Source organism: Verrucomicrobia bacterium S94 (assembly GCA_004299845.1).
Lineage (GTDB): Bacteria > Verrucomicrobiota > Kiritimatiellia > Kiritimatiellales > Pontiellaceae > Pontiella.
This window is the reverse complement of sequence record CP036201.1, coordinates 178,073-193,751: the sequence shown is the minus strand read 5'-3', so window position 1 is coordinate 193,751 and position 15,679 is coordinate 178,073. Positions and strand designations below refer to the sequence as shown.

General features: G+C 51.5%; 18 protein-coding genes. All 18 read left to right on the top strand.

What is annotated here, in order from left to right; genetic code table 11:
• Positions 1 to 2 precede the first annotated feature (2 nt).
• Positions 3 to 683 (top strand): hypothetical protein, encoded by a 681-nt coding sequence (locus tag EGM51_00765; protein QBG46013.1) that lies wholly within the window; start codon positions 3 to 5, stop codon positions 681 to 683.
• A 123-nt stretch (positions 684 to 806) separates the two neighbouring features.
• Positions 807 to 2,234 (top strand): arylsulfatase, encoded by a 1,428-nt coding sequence (locus EGM51_00760; GenBank protein QBG46012.1) that lies wholly within the window; start codon positions 807 to 809, stop codon positions 2,232 to 2,234.
• A gap of 114 nt (positions 2,235 to 2,348) precedes the next feature.
• On the top strand, positions 2,349 to 2,567 hold the full coding sequence (locus EGM51_00755) for a hypothetical protein (protein ID QBG46011.1): 219 nt from the start codon (positions 2,349 to 2,351) through the stop codon (positions 2,565 to 2,567).
• A complete protein-coding gene (locus EGM51_00750) occupies positions 2,561 to 2,911 on the top strand; it encodes a transposase (GenBank protein ID QBG46010.1) in 351 nt (116 codons plus the stop codon). Before EGM51_00755 ends, EGM51_00750 begins: the two co-directional genes overlap by 7 nt.
• Before the next feature lie 42 nt (positions 2,912 to 2,953).
• A complete protein-coding gene (locus EGM51_00745; protein QBG46009.1) occupies positions 2,954 to 4,549 on the top strand; it encodes an IS66 family transposase in 1,596 nt (531 codons plus the stop codon).
• A gap of 3 nt (positions 4,550 to 4,552) precedes the next feature.
• Positions 4,553 to 4,789, top strand: coding sequence for a hypothetical protein (locus tag EGM51_00740; GenBank protein ID QBG46008.1), 237 nt, complete (start codon positions 4,553 to 4,555; stop codon positions 4,787 to 4,789).
• Positions 4,790 to 4,860: 71 nt separating this feature from the next.
• Positions 4,861 to 5,859, top strand: a complete 999-nt coding sequence (locus EGM51_00735) for a haloacid dehalogenase-like hydrolase (protein QBG46007.1) — start codon at positions 4,861 to 4,863, stop codon at positions 5,857 to 5,859.
• A gap of 676 nt (positions 5,860 to 6,535) precedes the next feature.
• Positions 6,536 to 6,925, top strand: coding sequence for a hypothetical protein (locus EGM51_00730; GenBank protein QBG46006.1), 390 nt, complete (start codon positions 6,536 to 6,538; stop codon positions 6,923 to 6,925).
• Between the two features lie 310 nt (positions 6,926 to 7,235).
• A complete protein-coding gene (locus EGM51_00725) occupies positions 7,236 to 7,637 on the top strand; it encodes a hypothetical protein (protein QBG46005.1) in 402 nt (133 codons plus the stop codon).
• A 736-nt stretch (positions 7,638 to 8,373) separates the two neighbouring features.
• Positions 8,374 to 8,826, top strand: a complete 453-nt coding sequence (locus tag EGM51_00720; GenBank protein ID QBG49213.1) for a tRNA (cytidine(34)-2'-O)-methyltransferase — start codon at positions 8,374 to 8,376, stop codon at positions 8,824 to 8,826.
• A 65-nt stretch (positions 8,827 to 8,891) separates the two neighbouring features.
• Positions 8,892 to 9,878 carry a MoxR family ATPase gene (locus EGM51_00715; protein QBG46004.1) on the top strand — a complete coding sequence of 329 codons (987 nt, stop codon included), beginning with the start codon at positions 8,892 to 8,894 and terminating at the stop codon, positions 9,876 to 9,878.
• 45 nt (positions 9,879 to 9,923) lie between these two features.
• The gene (locus EGM51_00710) at positions 9,924 to 10,277 is read left to right on the top strand and encodes a four helix bundle protein (GenBank protein QBG46003.1); all 354 of its coding nucleotides are present in this window, start codon (positions 9,924 to 9,926) and stop codon (positions 10,275 to 10,277) included.
• On the top strand, positions 10,274 to 11,203 hold the full coding sequence (locus tag EGM51_00705) for a DUF58 domain-containing protein (GenBank protein QBG46002.1): 930 nt from the start codon (positions 10,274 to 10,276) through the stop codon (positions 11,201 to 11,203). The genes EGM51_00710 and EGM51_00705 overlap by 4 nt, the downstream gene beginning before the upstream one ends.
• A 6-nt stretch (positions 11,204 to 11,209) precedes the next feature.
• On the top strand, positions 11,210 to 12,184 hold the full coding sequence (locus EGM51_00700; protein QBG46001.1) for a hypothetical protein: 975 nt from the start codon (positions 11,210 to 11,212) through the stop codon (positions 12,182 to 12,184).
• Positions 12,184 to 13,146, top strand: a complete 963-nt coding sequence (locus EGM51_00695; protein ID QBG46000.1) for a VWA domain-containing protein — start codon at positions 12,184 to 12,186, stop codon at positions 13,144 to 13,146. The genes EGM51_00700 and EGM51_00695 overlap by 1 nt, the downstream gene beginning before the upstream one ends.
• Positions 13,146 to 14,147 carry a VWA domain-containing protein gene (locus tag EGM51_00690; protein QBG45999.1) on the top strand — a complete coding sequence of 334 codons (1,002 nt, stop codon included), beginning with the start codon at positions 13,146 to 13,148 and terminating at the stop codon, positions 14,145 to 14,147. The genes EGM51_00695 and EGM51_00690 overlap by 1 nt, the downstream gene beginning before the upstream one ends.
• Entirely contained in the window at positions 14,129 to 15,097 is a 969-nt protein-coding gene (locus tag EGM51_00685) for a tetratricopeptide repeat protein (protein ID QBG45998.1), read from the top strand. The genes EGM51_00690 and EGM51_00685 overlap by 19 nt, the downstream gene beginning before the upstream one ends.
• A complete protein-coding gene (locus EGM51_00680) occupies positions 15,094 to 15,675 on the top strand; it encodes a hypothetical protein (protein QBG45997.1) in 582 nt (193 codons plus the stop codon). The genes EGM51_00685 and EGM51_00680 overlap by 4 nt, the downstream gene beginning before the upstream one ends.
• Positions 15,676 to 15,679 lie beyond the last annotated feature (4 nt).

Here is a 15,679-nt window from a genome sequence, read left to right as displayed (position 1 = left end):
CCATGCAGAAACTGAAACCGGCTCTTGTGCTGCTCATACTTATTGCCGGAAAGCTGTCCGCACAAACCCATAAATACGATAGCTGGGAAGAAAACTTCACCGTTTCAGGCCTGCTGGGGGCCGTTCAGTACGATGATCTCAAATTTTCGCCGCCGGATGCGGATACCGGTGAAACAGAAAAGGTCGACGTTTCGCTGCTGCCCCAGCTGGGCGGGGCCTGGACGACGCTGCCCCGGGGAGAGCGGTTTCAGTATGGTCTGGAATGCTCCTTCCTGTTGGGCTTCCGCTTTGATAAGATCAACTATCTGACTGCCGGAGGAGGAGGCCTGTATGTCAGCCTATCCACCTCGATGTGGACCTTCGATCTGGCTGGCGGCGCTTATGCCGGTCTTTTTCTGGATAAAGGCAGAAAGGTCCGCATCTATGCCGGCAGCGGACCGTTGATGCTCTATGCGCACTATCGTACCGAGACAGATGACGGAACCACAACGGATGACGATTCCGAATCGGTATTCGGTCTGGGCTGGTACGCCCGCACCGGATTCGAATTCCGCGTTCACGAAAAAGGCATGCTCGGCCTCGGGGCCCGGGCCAACTGGGCCCATGTCGACTTCTCGGAAATCGGCGGAACTTCCGAAATCGACGGCATTGCTCTTTTTGCCTCCTATACCGCAGGATTTTAACCTTTTTAAAATATAACAAAACTCATAAAATTTTAACTTATTTTTTATTGCCCTATTACACCCTCCCTTTAAAATCTGCGTTCACAGACGGAAACGCAGTTCATTCACAAACTGGAGGGAATCATGAAAACCGCACTTGCCGTACTTTGTATTGCCGGCACCATCCCTTTGCTCGGACAGGCCGGGGAAAAACCGAATATTCTTATTATCTGGGGCGATGATATCGGAACCTGGAACATCAGCCACAACAACCGCGGCATGATGGGCTACCGTACACCGAATATCGACCGGATTGCGCACGAAGGACTCAGCTTTACAGATTATTACGCCCAACAGTCCTGTACCGCCGGGCGGGCGGCCTTCATCGGCGGAACTGTTCCCGTACGGACCGGCATGACCAAAGTCGGCCTGCCCGGCGCCAAAGAAGGCTGGCAGGAACAGGACATCACCATCGCCGCCGTGCTGAAAACACTCGGATATTCCACCGGTCAGTTCGGCAAAAACCACTTCGGCGATCGCGATGAACATCTGCCGACCAACCACGGCTTCGATGAATATTTCGGCAGCCTCTATCACCTGAATGCCTCCGAAGAACCGGAAAACCGCGATTACCCCACCGACTATGTACTGCCCAACGGGAAAACCTTTATCGAGCAGTACGGCCCGCGCGGAGTCATCCGTTCCAGGGTCAATCCGAACGGAACCCAGACGATTGAGGACACCGGACCGCTGACCAAAAAACGGATGGAAACCATCGATGATGAAACCGTCGCAGCGGCCAAGGCGTATATCAAACGGCAGGCCGAAACCGGCAAACCGTTCTTCTGCTGGTGGAACGCCACCCGCATGCATTTCCGCACCCATGTAAAGGAGGAACACACCGGGCTGGCCGGACCGCGGGGAAATGAATACCACGACGGTATGGTGGAGCACGATATGCATGTGGGCGAACTGCTGGATCTGCTGGATGAACTGGACATTGCCGACAACACGATCGTTATGTATTCCACCGACAACGGCCCCCACTTCAACACCTGGCCGGATGCCGGATACACCCCCTTCCGCAAGGAGAAAAACAGCAACTGGGAAGGGGCCTATCGCGTACCCGCCTTTGCCCGCTGGAATGGACACTGGCCGGCCGGCATCACACTGAACGGACTGGTCGCCCACGAAGACTGGATGGTTACCCTCGCTTCCGCGGCCGGGAAAACCGATCTGAAGGAGGATATGCTCGACGGCTATGAAGCCATCGGCCGCACCTACCGCCAGCACCTCGACGGGTACGACATGAACGCCTACTTTGCTCAGGCTGCGAGCTATGAAACCTTTGAAGAGAATATCAGCGCATCACCGCGTAAGGAATTCTTCTATGTCAATGACGACGGCCAGATGGTTGCGCTGCGCCTGGGCGACTGGAAAGCGGTCTTTCAGGAAAACCGCGCCGATGCGTTCCAGATCTGGCGCGAACCGTTTACGGAACTGCGTATTCCCCTGCTCTTCCATCGTAAACGTCTCTTCGTCGACCCCGTAGTCAGGCTTGCGATTCGCTGATACGGTATCGGCATGGATAACAATACTCAAGAAACATGTCGGAGACGAGTTTACCGCAGCGCGGCAGTTCGTCAGGAGTTCGTAGCTCAGTTTCATCGGAGCGGCCTTTCGGCGGTGAAGTTCTGTGCGGAGCACGAGATCAATCTGCAGACGTTCTACAGCTGGCTCGCAAAAGAGCGCAAGAACTCACCGCCGATGCAGGAAGTTCAAGTGAATCTGCCTGCTCCGAGACTGGAAGTTCGGGTCTGTTTCCCCAATCAGGTGGAGGTTCGCATGCAGGTGGATTCTCCCTCGGCATTGGGGACAGTGTTTCGTGAGGCTGCACAATGCTGAGCCTAACAGGATCGCTGCGGGTGTTTCTTGCCGTGGAGCCGGTTGATTTGCGGAAGAGTTTTAACGGGTTGCATACCGTTGTGCTCGAACAACTGAAGGAAGATCCCTGTTCCGGGGCGTTGTTTGTTTTTACGAACCGGCGAAGAACCTTGATCAAATCGCTTTACTGGGATGGAACGGGAATGTGGGTGATGATTAAGCGGTTGGAGCAGGGGCGCTTTACCTGGCCGAAAGGCGTAACGGGCGATGATAAAAAGCTGGAGCTTGCCCCGGAATCCCTATCGCTTCTACTGGACGGAGTGGATCTCAGACGCGGCTCTCTCAAGCCGTGGTATCAGCGATAATTATTGAAGTTTCTATCAGATTTTCCGCCGGGTTTTGGTATAATGCATCCCATGGATTTTAATCGGGAAAACTTCGATCTGCTGCTGGAGAAGAGCGCTTCTTTTGAAGCGCTCGAATCCGAAAGTGAGCAGCTTAAATCCAAAATAAAAATCCTGGAAGAGAAGGTTCAGTATCTGCTGAAGAAACTGTTCGGGCGCAGTTCGGAAAAACTGAGTCCGGATCAGATGGAGCTGGCCTTTGAAGAACTCTACGCATTGCAGAAGCAGCTGGAGGAGGCCGAAGAGTCGGCGGATGAGATGCCGCAACCGGAGGATCCAAAAGACTCTCGTCGCGGGAAACGTAAACCACTGAAAGAACGGGTGCCGGAAGATCTGCCTGTTGAACGGGTTGTGATCATTCCGGATGAAGTACAGGAAGAACCGGAGCTCTATAAGAAAATTGGCGAAGAAACGGTTGAAGAACTCGACGTGGTTCCGTCCCGTTACTTTCGTCGTATTATTGTCCGCGAAAAATATGTCCTGATCGATGATCGTGAAGCCGCTCCGGTGATTGCCCCGGCCCCGGAGCGACTGATTCAAAACAGCTATGCCTCAGCCGGACTCATCGCACAGATTATTCTGAACAAATACTGCGACCATCTTCCCCTGTATCGACAGGAATGGATTTTAAAGTATCGGTACGATATCGAAGTCAGTCGGAAAACGATGGGCAACTGGATGTATCTGACGGCCAATTGGCTGACGATGATTTATGAATCCCTTCGAAATGAAATTCGACAAAGTGGATATATTCAGGCCGACGAAACTGTTATCAAGCATCAGGACAAGCAAAAGGACTACTGTCCTAACGGATACCTATGGGTTTATCACAGCCCGGGGGTCGGCGCGCTGTTCGAATGGTTCGCAAGCCGGGCCAATGAGTGTCTGGACGGAATGCTCACGGATTTTTCCGGCTATCTGCAAAGCGACGGCTACGAAGCGTATCCATGCTGGTTGAATAAACCGGACCACACTGAAGAAAAAGAATCCATCATCCATGCAGGGTGCTGGGCCCATGCACGTCGCAAGTTCGTAGAGGCCGGCGACTCCATCTCGCGCAAAATCGTCAAACACATCGCCAAGCTCTACCGCATCGAAACCGACCTGCGGAAGACGCCTGAACTCGACCGATCCGCAGTTCGTCAGAAGGACGCATCACCCATCCTGGAAAAACTGAAAACCATTCTGGAGCGAGAAAAGACACGTCAGCTCCCGAAAAGCAAACTCGGCGAAGCCATTCGCTACACTCTGAGCCGGTGGGACAGCCTCACTCATTATGTCGATCACAGCCGCCTGGAAATCGACAACAACCTCGTGGAGAATGCCATCCGGCCCACGGCCATCGGCAAGAAGAACTTCCTGTTCTTCGGCAGCCCGGACTCCGGACAGACCAGCGCAGTCATTTACAGCCTGGTCGAAACCTGTCGCAAACTCGATATCAACCCCGCCGACTATCTGAGAGAAGTCCTGGACGCCCTGCCGACCATGGACAGTCGGGATGCCCCCGACTGGACGCCAGCCCAATGGAAGGCGCGCCGGGAAAACGCCGAACCTGCTCCATCATCCAAGACCTTATCAGCATCTCGCGAGGCTGCATAGGGGGTGATCCAAAAGACGCTTACCTTCCATCTGCGGCGCGATCCGTTTGAAAAGGCACAGATTGATGCCAACGTCTATCACGACTGGTTCCTGGACCGGCCTTATGTGATTGTTCCGATGCAGCAGATCGCCGGCAGGTTTTTCGAAACGCTGGCGGAATATCCCCCGAGCCAGAGTCCCGGGTCCTTCAATCTGGACAAAATCCAGCAGCAGATCGAAAACGCCGCATCCGGTAAATAAGCAACCCGCCGAATATCGCCCGCTTTCACAGCGGGCGGTTTGGTTACCGGGCAATCAGGAGATAGCTCCTAATGAATACCGTAAAAATAATTATCCTATGCGCCGCCGCCCTGACCGCCGGCACGACTTTATCACGCGAAAAACCGCCGACCGATCCACTTCCCTCGTGGAAAGACGGCGCTGAGAAAAAATCCATCGTCGAATTTGTATCGCAGGTCACCACACCCGACTCCGGTGATTTTGTTCCGGTGACGGAACGCATCGCCACGTTCGACAACGACGGCACACTGTGGAGCGAACAACCCCTCTATTTCCAGGCCTGTTTCATCTTCGACCGGATTAAAACGCTGGCTCCCGAACACCCGGAATGGAAGACCACCGAACCGTTTGCCTCGGTGCTGATGGGCGATATGAAAAGTGCCCTGGACGGCGGCGAAAAAGCACTGCTCAAAATGACCATGGCCACGCATGCCGGCATGAGCAACGCCGAATTTGAGCGGATTGTATTGAACTGGCTGCAAACCACCCGGCACCCGGACACCGGGAGACCCTTCACCGAAATGGTCTATCAACCGATGCTCGAACTGCTGGATTATCTGCGGGCCAACGGGTTTAAAACCTATATTGTGTCCGGCGGTGGTATTGAATTTATGCGCCCCTGGACCGAAGCAGTTTACGGCATTCCTCCGGAACAGGTCGTCGGCAGCAGCATTAAAACAAAATATGAAGTCCTCGATGGGATACCACAGCTCACCCGCCTCCCGGAACTGAATTTCATCGACGACAAGGCCGGAAAACCCGTCGGCATTAACATGCATATTGGACGCCGCCCCATTTTTGCGGCCGGCAATTCCGATGGCGATTTCCAGATGCTGGAATACACCACCTCCGGCCACGGAAAACGACTCGGGATCCTGATTCATCACGATGATAAAGAACGGGAATATGCCTACGACCGGGATTCCCAAATCGGTGCCCTTAAACGCGGACTCGACGAAGGTCCTGACCGCGGCTGGATCATCGTCAGCATGAAAGAAAACTGGAAAACCATCTACCCGACAGCAAAATAGTCAAAAAGGTCGGTCCTCGGATCCAAGTATCTCCGTATTTAATACCCTCTCCCTCGCCCCATCCCTGCAAGCACTCCCACTCATATCACGGTGTTCTTCTGCGGCTCTGCGGGAGATCAATTTCCCAACCACTGTTGGCAAAAAGACGCAAAGCTTTTGACCGGGCCAGGTGTCCCTCCCCGTCATCCGGTTAAATCGCCCTGCGTACACGCGCCCGATGGGGCATCGGGCCTACACGCATATGAGTAATACCAAACGTTAATACTATCCGGTATAAATTTGATCCCTAGCAGAAGCGCTGAGGACACAGAGAAATTCAGTCATAAATGGCTCCGCGCGCTCTGCGTCGCTGCGCGGAATAACGCTGACGTTAAGACCGGAATGTTTTAGTAAATGGTATAACTGATATGGCCTTAACAGGATACCCCTTCATCTGCTTTACGGGGCAGGCCGACGGCCTGCGATACCAGTCTGTACCGCCGCCTCGGTGGTTTCGGGGTTTGATCGTACCGCAGGCGGCTCGCCTGCTGCAAAACCGCACCAGCCAAACCCTTAAAAATTCTTAATTTAACTCTTACAAATCGAACATCGTTTTATTACCGTGTTTTATAAAATAAACAGCGCGAAATTTTCTGCCCAACCAATTGTTCTATTTCAAAAAATAAAGACACAGAATATGAAAAAGAGATTCTTTGCATTTATAGACATCCTTGGGTTCGAGCGCTTATGCCAGACCGAGCCAGATAAAGTTAGTCGCATACTCAAAAAATTCGTATCCAGTCAATCGCACTTTTTTCAAGGTGAACAAAGCGATTATGGAATGATCTATTTCTCCGATACAATTATTATTTATTACAAGCACCACTCGCAAGACCAATTATATCTCATGGACGTATGTCATATCGCACACAAACTAACCATTGATATGCTTAGCATGGATGTTCCTGTTCGAGGGGTTATTAATTATGGTGAACTTAATATTGAACCAAACAATCAAACAGGAATGGAGCTTTTTTGGGGGAGAGAAGTGGACCCACTCTTTAAACCACTCATTGGTCAGTTTTAGTTATAGTGCATAACTCCGGGTATTTTCTTTGTTTCCTCCCTCAGAGATGGATGGGGATTCAGCATCAAACCGCACTGCCGAAGAGATTCTCTACCAAAGTCCCATGATTTCTACATCAAACAACAACGGTATAGACGAGTTTGAACCCATCACCTTTAATATGGGAGGAATCTCACTGAATGCAGATGAAGATTGTGCGGCCTCTCTAAGCCCATTAAGCTTCAATAAATCAAAATAAAGCAACTGAATTTTATAAAGATAATGCAATAAAATATTAACAACATAAATCCCATCCACAAATAAGAATACAATGAGTGTTTTTAATTATAAAATTATATTATTAAAATTTAGAGAAATTATTGACGAAAAACAAAAGAATTGGAATAATCGAAACATTATGCCAAAATTCGATAGGCAGTTATCTGGAATAATTGTAATTGGATTATCTATATATCTGATTATTTCTATTGCTAATGGCAAAATATATATTCCAGGAAAACACAATAATGGATTGCTTATTACTGGAATAGCAGCGCGAGTATGCATTTCTGCCTTGTTTTCTTTGATACTTGCTGATTTAGCAAATCTTATAAATCATTACAATAAAAGTGATAGTAAAATATTAATATTTTATATCAGCAAATCACTATCATACCTATCTTTCTTTTTGTTTTTTATATCATTATTCATTTATCTTTTTATGTACAGGTAAGTTTCGTCCACTGGAATAGATATGAAAATTAATACTGCAACTATTGAGTAATTTATTTGTAACAAATTCAATTTACCAAAAAACTAACCCCATGTTTTCCGATCCTTGGAAAAGGGTTCAACGACCTCGTCCGAAAGGCGCCTGAAGGTCTCGTACATCGAAAGAGCCGGTCCTCGGATCCAAGTATCCCCATATTTTCCACCCTTCTCCCGCGCCCATCCTTTCAAGCGATCCCGCTCACATTATGGTGTTCCACTGCGCACTCAGCGGCTCTGCGGGAGATCAATTTTCCAGCCACTATGAAAAAAGCAAACGAAGTTTTTGACCAGGCCAGGTGTCCCTCCCCGTCGTCCGGTTAAATCGCCCTGCGTACACGCGCCCGATGGGGCATCGGGCCTACAGGCATGCAGGAAAATCATTCTGCAGGCAAAAGATATGACCTTAACAGGATAGTGCCATTCCCATCTGAGGTTGTTCGTCAACGTAAAAACTGATTTTCTATCGGCCTGTTTAACCTAATGGCATCAGGGTGTTCGTATATGATTTCGATTAAGCCGGAGCCCCCCGGCCGGAGCGTTAATCCTTTGTTTTTCCCCACAGATTCAGCGGAAGACCTTTTTTTATTTCCACTCAGTAGCCGACACACTATGTTGTCCGGCTTATGGGTAAAAATATACAGATGCGCTTCTCAGACCGGAAACGACAGCAGATGGACTTCCGTTTTCCGGAAATTCCGATGAACATCGTGCTGGTCTACCCCTCTATTCCTCCCAACACCGGAAATATTTCCCGCCTCTGCGCCGCGACCGGATCGCGCCTGCATCTGGTTGAACCGCTCGGTTTTGATATCGATGACCGGGCGGTGCGGCGCGCCGGGCTCGACTACTGGGATTCTGTCGACCTCTCGGTCTATCCCGATTTTGAAACCTTTATCGAAAAAAATGCCGGCGGGCGAAAATTTTTCTTCAGTACCGCCGGCAGCCGAATCTTTCATGATGCGGCTTTTCAGGCGGGCGACTTCCTTATTTTCGGTAATGAAACCTATGGGCTGCCGGATGAAATTATCAGCGCACAACCTGACGACCGAATCTTGAATATCCCCATCAAACTCGATAATGTGCGGTCCCTCAATTTGTCGAACTGCGCAGCCATTGTGCTGTTTGAAGCACTTCGGCAAATTAACCGATGATTTTTGAACGCAGATTACGTTCCTGGGTCGAACACGCATTACAACTTAACAAGGGAGCTTAGAACATGGCCGGGATTGAAGTCATTAATCAGAAAGTCCGCGAGACAAGTGCATTTGTACCCACGTTAAAATCAGAGATCGGCAAGGTGATTGTCGGGCAGGAATATCTGATCGACCGGCTGATTATCAGTATGCTTGCAAACGGACATGTTCTGCTTGAAGGGGTGCCCGGCCTCGCAAAAACGCTGACCATCAACACCCTCGCCCAGGCCCTCGACACCGCCTTCCAGCGCATTCAGTTTACCCCCGACCTGCTTCCGGCCGACCTTATCGGCACCCTGATCTACAACCAGAAAGACGGCGAGTTCATCATTAAAAAAGGTCCCGTTTTCGCCAATGTCATTCTGGCCGACGAAATCAACCGCGCCCCGGCCAAAGTACAGAGTGCGCTGCTCGAAGCCATGCAGGAAAAACAGGTAACGATCGGCGACGAAACCTTTCCGCTGCCGAAACCCTTTCTGGTCATGGCCACGGAAAACCCGATCGAGCAGGAAGGCACCTATCCCCTGCCCGAAGCGCAGGTTGACCGCTTTATGCTCAAACTGAAAGTCGGCTACCCGACCATCGAGGAAGAGCGCCGTATCCTTGACCGCATGGCCCACTCCAATACCGAAATCACCATCAGCCCGGTGCTGCATCCTGATGAAATCCTGAAGGCCCGCGAAATCGTCGACGAAATCTATATCGACGATAAAATCAAGGATTACATTCTCAGTATCGTCTTCGCCACCCGCGAGCCGGAAAAGTACAATCTGGACATCAAAGACTATCTGCAGTACGGCGCATCACCGCGTGCCACCATCAATCTGACCATGGGGGCCCGCGCACACGCCTTCATGCAGGGCCGGGGCTACGTTACGCCGCAGGATGTCAAATCCATCGCACCCGATGTGCTTCGCCACCGCGTGATTGTCTCCTACGAAGCCGAAGCAGAAGAACTCTCCAGCGAAGATATTATCAAAGAAATCCTCAGCGAAATCCCCGTCCCGTAGACACATTGCCGATTTCCGATTAAATAGCCTTTCTCAGCGAACGCTATGGATCAAAACGAACTGAAAACAAGAACTAAACCATTCGCATTGCGAACCCTTAAGTTAACGGCCGCTTTACCTGGAACGGACGGAGCCCGGGTTATACGGAACCAACCGGCGCGGTCAGGCCCATCGGTTGCGGCAAACTGTCGGACAAGCTGCCGCGCGTGTTCACGAGCTGAGTTTATTGCTGAAATCGGAACGGTTATTGAGGAAGCTGATGAATCAGCTTTCTGGTTTGAACGCATTGCCGAAGGAGAATATCTGCCCCGACTGAAAGTCGATGCCCTGTTGAAAGAAGCCGATGAGCTTACAGCAATCATGACAGCATCCCGAAAAACAGCCGAGGACAGGAAATGAGCAAATCAATCGGCAGTCGGCAATCGGCAATCGGCAGTTCTTCAGAAGTTTCGCACCGCGAACTTCTGAAGAAGGTTCGGCGGATTCAGATTACCACAAAGCATGCGGTCAATGATGTTTTTGCCGGGCAGTACCATTCCACGTTTAAAGGACGCGGCATGGAATTTGATGAAGTCCGGGAATATGTGCCCGGCGACGACATACGGACCATCGATTGGAATGTAACCGCCCGCACCGGTGCACCGCACATCAAAAAGTTTGTAGAAGAACGTGAAATGACCGTGATGCTGGTGGTCGATGTCTCCGCATCACATCTGTTCGGCAGCGGAAATCAGATGAAACGCGACCTCGCCGCCGAAGTGGCGGCCGTGCTCGCCTTTTCGGCCATCCGCAACAATGACCGGATCGGCCTGATTCTTTTTTCGGAAGAAGTGGAAAAATATATTCCGCCGAAAAAAGGAACACGCCATGTGCTGCGCCTTGTCCGCGAAATGCTTTCCCACAAACCGCAGGGTAAAGGAACGCGGATTGTACCGGCGCTGGATTACCTGAACCACATCAGTACACGCAAAAATGTCACCTTCCTGATTTCCGACTTTATATTCCATGACAACTATGAACAGCTGCTGAAAATTTCGGCGCGCCGCAACGACCTGATCAGCGTTGTCATCGGCGACAAACGGGAAATCGCCTGGCCCTCCATCGGCCTCGTCAACTGGCACGATGCGGAAACCGGCGAAACCGTCCTGGTTGATACCTCCAGCCGAAAAGTCAGGGAAAAACTCCTGGCCGAACAGACGCGGCGGGCCGAAGCGATTGATGAACTGAACCGCAAGGCCGGCATCGATACCATTCGACTTTTTGCCGGCGAACCATACGACAAGGAATTCATTAAATTTTTCCGCCAGCGGGCACAACGACGTTAACTGTAGATGAACATCGAAAAATACATATTTACGATTTCAGAATCCGCGTTCATTCGCGTTGTTCCGGTACTGATATTTTTTTTCCTGACCGGGTGTAAAAAAGAGGAAGAACAGAAAACGGTGCCGCAGGATCGGCTGACGGTGGAATATTCGGTTGACCGGGAGGGCATTCGAATCGGCGACCCGGTGAACCTGACCGTTACCGCCTTTTTCCCGACCAACGGAACGCTTGAACTTCCGGAGATCGGCAGAGAAAAAGATGTGGTTCTGCTGTCCAGAGACTGGACCGATGTACCGCGCACAGACGGAGTAAAACAATCGGAAACCCGCTATTCGATCACGTCATTCCGCCTCGGCGAACACAAGGTCTCCACCGGAATTATTTCCTGTACGGTCGGGGATAAAACGTTCTCCACAAATTTTCCACCGGTTATGCTGTCCGTAACCTCCTCGCTACCCGAAAACGTCTCTTCTGAAATCGCGGACCTTCAACCGGTCCAGAAACTGCCGCCCCGCATTCCCGCCTGGGTATGGGTCGTTCCCGCCGCGGTACTGATTGCGTTTCTCATTGGTCTGATTACCTCCAGACTCTGGAAAAACCGCGACACACTGATTCCCGCTCCGCCGCCGGTTCCGCCGCATGTAATTGCGCTGCAGGCACTGGAAAACCTGAAAAACAAGGGCCTGCTGGAAAAGGGAGAATGTAATCCGTTCTATACGGAGCTGTCATTGATCCTTCGTACCTATCTTGATGGCCGCTTCAACCTGAATGCAACCGACGAAACTACTGAAGAAATTGTGGAGAATTTAAGCCGCTCACCGGAACTGAATATGGACCAGCAAAGCATTCTGCGCGACTTCATGACCCAGGCTGATATGGTTAAATTCGCCAAAGGAAATCCCGACCGTTCCACCATGGAAGCGGCATTTGCCACCACCGAGGAATTCATTCAGGAAACCAAAATGGAGGAGAAAAGCTGATGCGACTCGCCCATCCGTATTTCCTGCTACTGCTCCTCGTAATCCCGTTTCTGCTGTGGCTGCGTTTTTATATGGTGCGGAAACGGTCGATGCAGTTCAGCAGTGGTGCCGCTCTGAAAAGTTTACCGAAAAGCTGGCGGGTTCGTGTTCAGCCTGTCATCCCGCTGCTCTATACCCTGGGACTCGTCTGCCTGATCGTAGCCCTTGCCCGGCCGCAGCGCGGCCTGGAGGACAGTCGGGTGCGTACCGAAGCCGTGGACATTATCCTGCTGATGGACCTTTCGGGATCAATGGACACGCGCGACTTCCAGAAGTTCGGCCAGCGAATGAGTCGTCTGGAGGCTTCAAAGGAAGTGATTACCCGTTTTCTGGAAAACCGTCCGAATGACCGCATCGGCATGGTAGCCTTTGCCACCCTGCCCTATGCCGTTGCACCGCTCACACTCGACCACGGCTGGCTGATTCAGCGTATGGAAGGCCTGAACACCAAAATGCTCGATGGCAACCGTACGGCCATCGGCGACGGCATTGCCTCGGCGGTAAACCGGTTGCGCGACAGCGAGGCCAAAAGCAAAGTCATCATTCTGCTGACCGACGGGGCCAATAATGCAGGAACACTGTCTCCCGAAAACGCCGCCAGTGCGGCCGAAGCTCTGGGAATCAAAATCTACACCATCGGTGCCGGCGGTGCCCGCACCGGCTTCTTTATGCAGCGTCAGGAAGTGGATGAAGCAACCCTCAAAAAGATCTCCAAAACCACCGGAGCCAAGTTCTACCGGGCCAAGGATCTTGAAACCCTCGAAGCGGTTTATGCAGAAATTGACCAACTTGAAAAAACCGAAATTGAAGTGGAGCGCTTTACCCGCTTCGAAGAAAAATCGTTCGGCTGGCTGGTGGCCGGAATGGTTTTCCTGGCACTGGAGCAACTGCTGGGACTCAGTAAAATCGGGAGGCTGCCCTGATGAAATGGCATAATCCGGATATCCTGCTTGGGTTGATTGCCCTGCTGCCACTTCTGCTGATCAGCAGTCTGATGCTGCGCAGTCGCCTTGGCCGGCTGAAAAAAATGGCGGATCCTGCCCTTTGGTCCACCATGCTGCCGTTGCTTTCACCCGGCCGACAGCGGACGAAAAATTTTCTGCGCGTACTGGCCTTCGCCTTTCTGATTGCTGCGCTGGCCCGTCCGCAGTGGGGCTTTAAATGGGAGGAAGTTAAACAGCGCGGTCTAAGTATTATTGTGGCGCTTGATACCTCCAAAAGTATGCTGGCTCAGGACATCAAACCGAACCGCCTCCAGCAGGCAAAATGGGGCGTGCGGGATCTGGTGAAAGAGCTGCGCGGCGACCGGATCGGTATTGTGGCCTTTTCCGGCGATGCGTTCCTGCAGTGCCCGGCCACGATTGACTACGCTGCATTCCTGATGATGCTTGACGACATCTATGCCGGCATTGTTCCTATCGGCGGAACTGATCTGTTCCAGGCGCTGGAAACATCGATGGAAAGCTTTGAAAAATCGGAGGAGGCACAATCGGACAAAGTGATCATTCTGATCTCCGACGGCGAAAGCACAACCGGCGATCCTCTGGCTCTGCTGCCGAAACTGAAAGAAGAAGGCATTCGCGTTTTTGCCATCGGCGTCGGCACCAAAGAAGGGGAACTGATTCAGACCTCGGAAGGTTTTGTGAAAGATCCCGAAGGCAATGTGGTGAAAAGTGCGCTGGATGAGAAGATGCTGGAACGTCTGGCCTTTGAAACCGGCGGTTTTTATGTCCGCTCCGCTCCCGGCGATTTCGGGCTGGAGCGGATTTATCAGCAGGGCATTGCCCAGCTGCAGCGCGAAGACCGCGAAACCCGGATGTCGAAAATCTGGACCGAGCGCTACCAGTGGTTCCTTGGAGTCGCGCTCCTTATCCTTATTTTGGAATCTCTGATCAGACCTATAAAATGGAGACGCCACGGATGAACTTTTCATCATTGAAGATTTCAGCGTACCGGTGGCCGGCCAGGCACTCAGGACGTTCCCGCCTATCGATTCAATCGGTGGTTTTACTCCTTCTGCTCATCTCCGCTTTCTCTGTTAAAGCCGAGGATACACCGCGTTCTTCGATGCGCAAGGGACTGAAAGCATACAAAAGCGGCAACTATACGAATGCCATAGAACATCTGGAAAAAACAGTGCTGGAATTTCCGGACATTGGAAACTACAACCTCGGCAATGCACACTATCGCGCCGGCGACTATGAAGCCGCATCGGATGCATTTAACGAAGCACTCCGCACGACCGATCTGGAGCTCCAGTTCAAGGCCTACTTCAACCGGGGCAATGCGTTGCTCGCCCGCACAACCGCACTCACAAAAACCGAGGAAATCAGTCTGGCCATAGAACTGGCCTTTCAGGCCATGGATATGTTTGAAAAAGCGATTCTGCTGCAGCCGGATCATCTGGAGGCCAAACAGAATTTTGAGCGGGCTCATACACTGTGGGGCAATTTGGAGTACAACCTCGGCCGCTGGTATTTTGATCAGGCAGAGGAACTTTTGCCCCAATTCAAAGCCAAAGATGCACAGCAAAACTATCAGCTGGCGAAAAAGCAGTTTGAACATATTCTTAAAAATGTGGACCCGAATCATCCGGAAGCGCTGCAGTATCTGCCGAAGGTGAATGACCGGCTCGAAATGCTGGCGCTGGCGGTCGAGGCCGCGGAGATTGATCTGGATGTCGCGCTTAAATATATTTCGGATTATCAGTACATACTGGCCGCGAAGCGGTTGACAACCGAGACGGATGAGCGAAAATATGCGTTCGATATCAAACCTGATCTGAAGAAAAAATATGAAGAGACCATCCAGAAAAATCAGGAAGTCCTGAAGATTATTCAGGATCTGTTTCCGACAACCAACATGGCGCAATGATGAAGCTGATTTCCATAGCGATACTTGCACTCACAGTTCCGGTCTTCGCTCAGGAGGCGGAAATGCCGGAGGAGAATATTGACAACACCTATTTTCATCCGGCCGCCAGCATGTATATTCATGGCGATACAGCCGGCGCAAGCAATCTGGTATACTCCGGCCTCGCCCTGTTCCCTGACAACGGAAAACTGCTGCGCCTGAAAGAACTGCTGGATAAACAGCAGGAACAGAATCAGGACCAGAATTCCGATCAGAACCGGAATCAGGACCAGAACAAGGACCAGCAGGATCAGAATCAGAACGACGACCAGCAAAATCAGGATCAACAAAACGATCAGAATCAGCAGGATCAAAATCAGAACGACCGGAATCAGGACAAACCGGAACCGGAGCAACCGGAACCGGAGCAACCGCAGGATCAAAACCAGCAGCCTCAGCAGGAACCACCCCGGGCCGAGGAAATGAGCCAGGACGAAGCCGAACGCCTAATGGATGCCATGAAGCAGGATGAGGAAACCAAACGCCTGATGCTGCAGCCCATCATGGGGGCTCCGGTCAAGGTGGATAAGGATTGGTAGGAGC

Coding starts and splice junctions, on each gene's coding strand:
- EGM51_00735 (QBG46007.1), top strand. CDS start 4,861: ATGAATACCGTAAAAATAATTATCCTATGCGCCGCCGCCCTGACCGCC.
- EGM51_00705 (QBG46002.1), top strand. CDS start 10,274: ATGAGCAAATCAATCGGCAGTCGGCAATCGGCAATCGGCAGTTCTTCA.
- EGM51_00760 (QBG46012.1), top strand. CDS start 807: ATGAAAACCGCACTTGCCGTACTTTGTATTGCCGGCACCATCCCTTTG.
- EGM51_00720 (QBG49213.1), top strand. CDS start 8,374: ATGAACATCGTGCTGGTCTACCCCTCTATTCCTCCCAACACCGGAAAT.
- EGM51_00745 (QBG46009.1), top strand. CDS start 2,954: ATGCATCCCATGGATTTTAATCGGGAAAACTTCGATCTGCTGCTGGAG.
- EGM51_00715 (QBG46004.1), top strand. CDS start 8,892: ATGGCCGGGATTGAAGTCATTAATCAGAAAGTCCGCGAGACAAGTGCA.
- EGM51_00685 (QBG45998.1), top strand. CDS start 14,129: ATGGAGACGCCACGGATGAACTTTTCATCATTGAAGATTTCAGCGTAC.
- EGM51_00765 (QBG46013.1), top strand. CDS start 3: ATGCAGAAACTGAAACCGGCTCTTGTGCTGCTCATACTTATTGCCGGA.
- EGM51_00725 (QBG46005.1), top strand. CDS start 7,236: ATGAGTGTTTTTAATTATAAAATTATATTATTAAAATTTAGAGAAATT.
- EGM51_00695 (QBG46000.1), top strand. CDS start 12,184: ATGCGACTCGCCCATCCGTATTTCCTGCTACTGCTCCTCGTAATCCCG.
- EGM51_00700 (QBG46001.1), top strand. CDS start 11,210: ATGAACATCGAAAAATACATATTTACGATTTCAGAATCCGCGTTCATT.
- EGM51_00730 (QBG46006.1), top strand. CDS start 6,536: ATGAAAAAGAGATTCTTTGCATTTATAGACATCCTTGGGTTCGAGCGC.
- EGM51_00710 (QBG46003.1), top strand. CDS start 9,924: ATGGATCAAAACGAACTGAAAACAAGAACTAAACCATTCGCATTGCGA.
- EGM51_00680 (QBG45997.1), top strand. CDS start 15,094: ATGATGAAGCTGATTTCCATAGCGATACTTGCACTCACAGTTCCGGTC.
- EGM51_00750 (QBG46010.1), top strand. CDS start 2,561: ATGCTGAGCCTAACAGGATCGCTGCGGGTGTTTCTTGCCGTGGAGCCG.
- EGM51_00690 (QBG45999.1), top strand. CDS start 13,146: ATGAAATGGCATAATCCGGATATCCTGCTTGGGTTGATTGCCCTGCTG.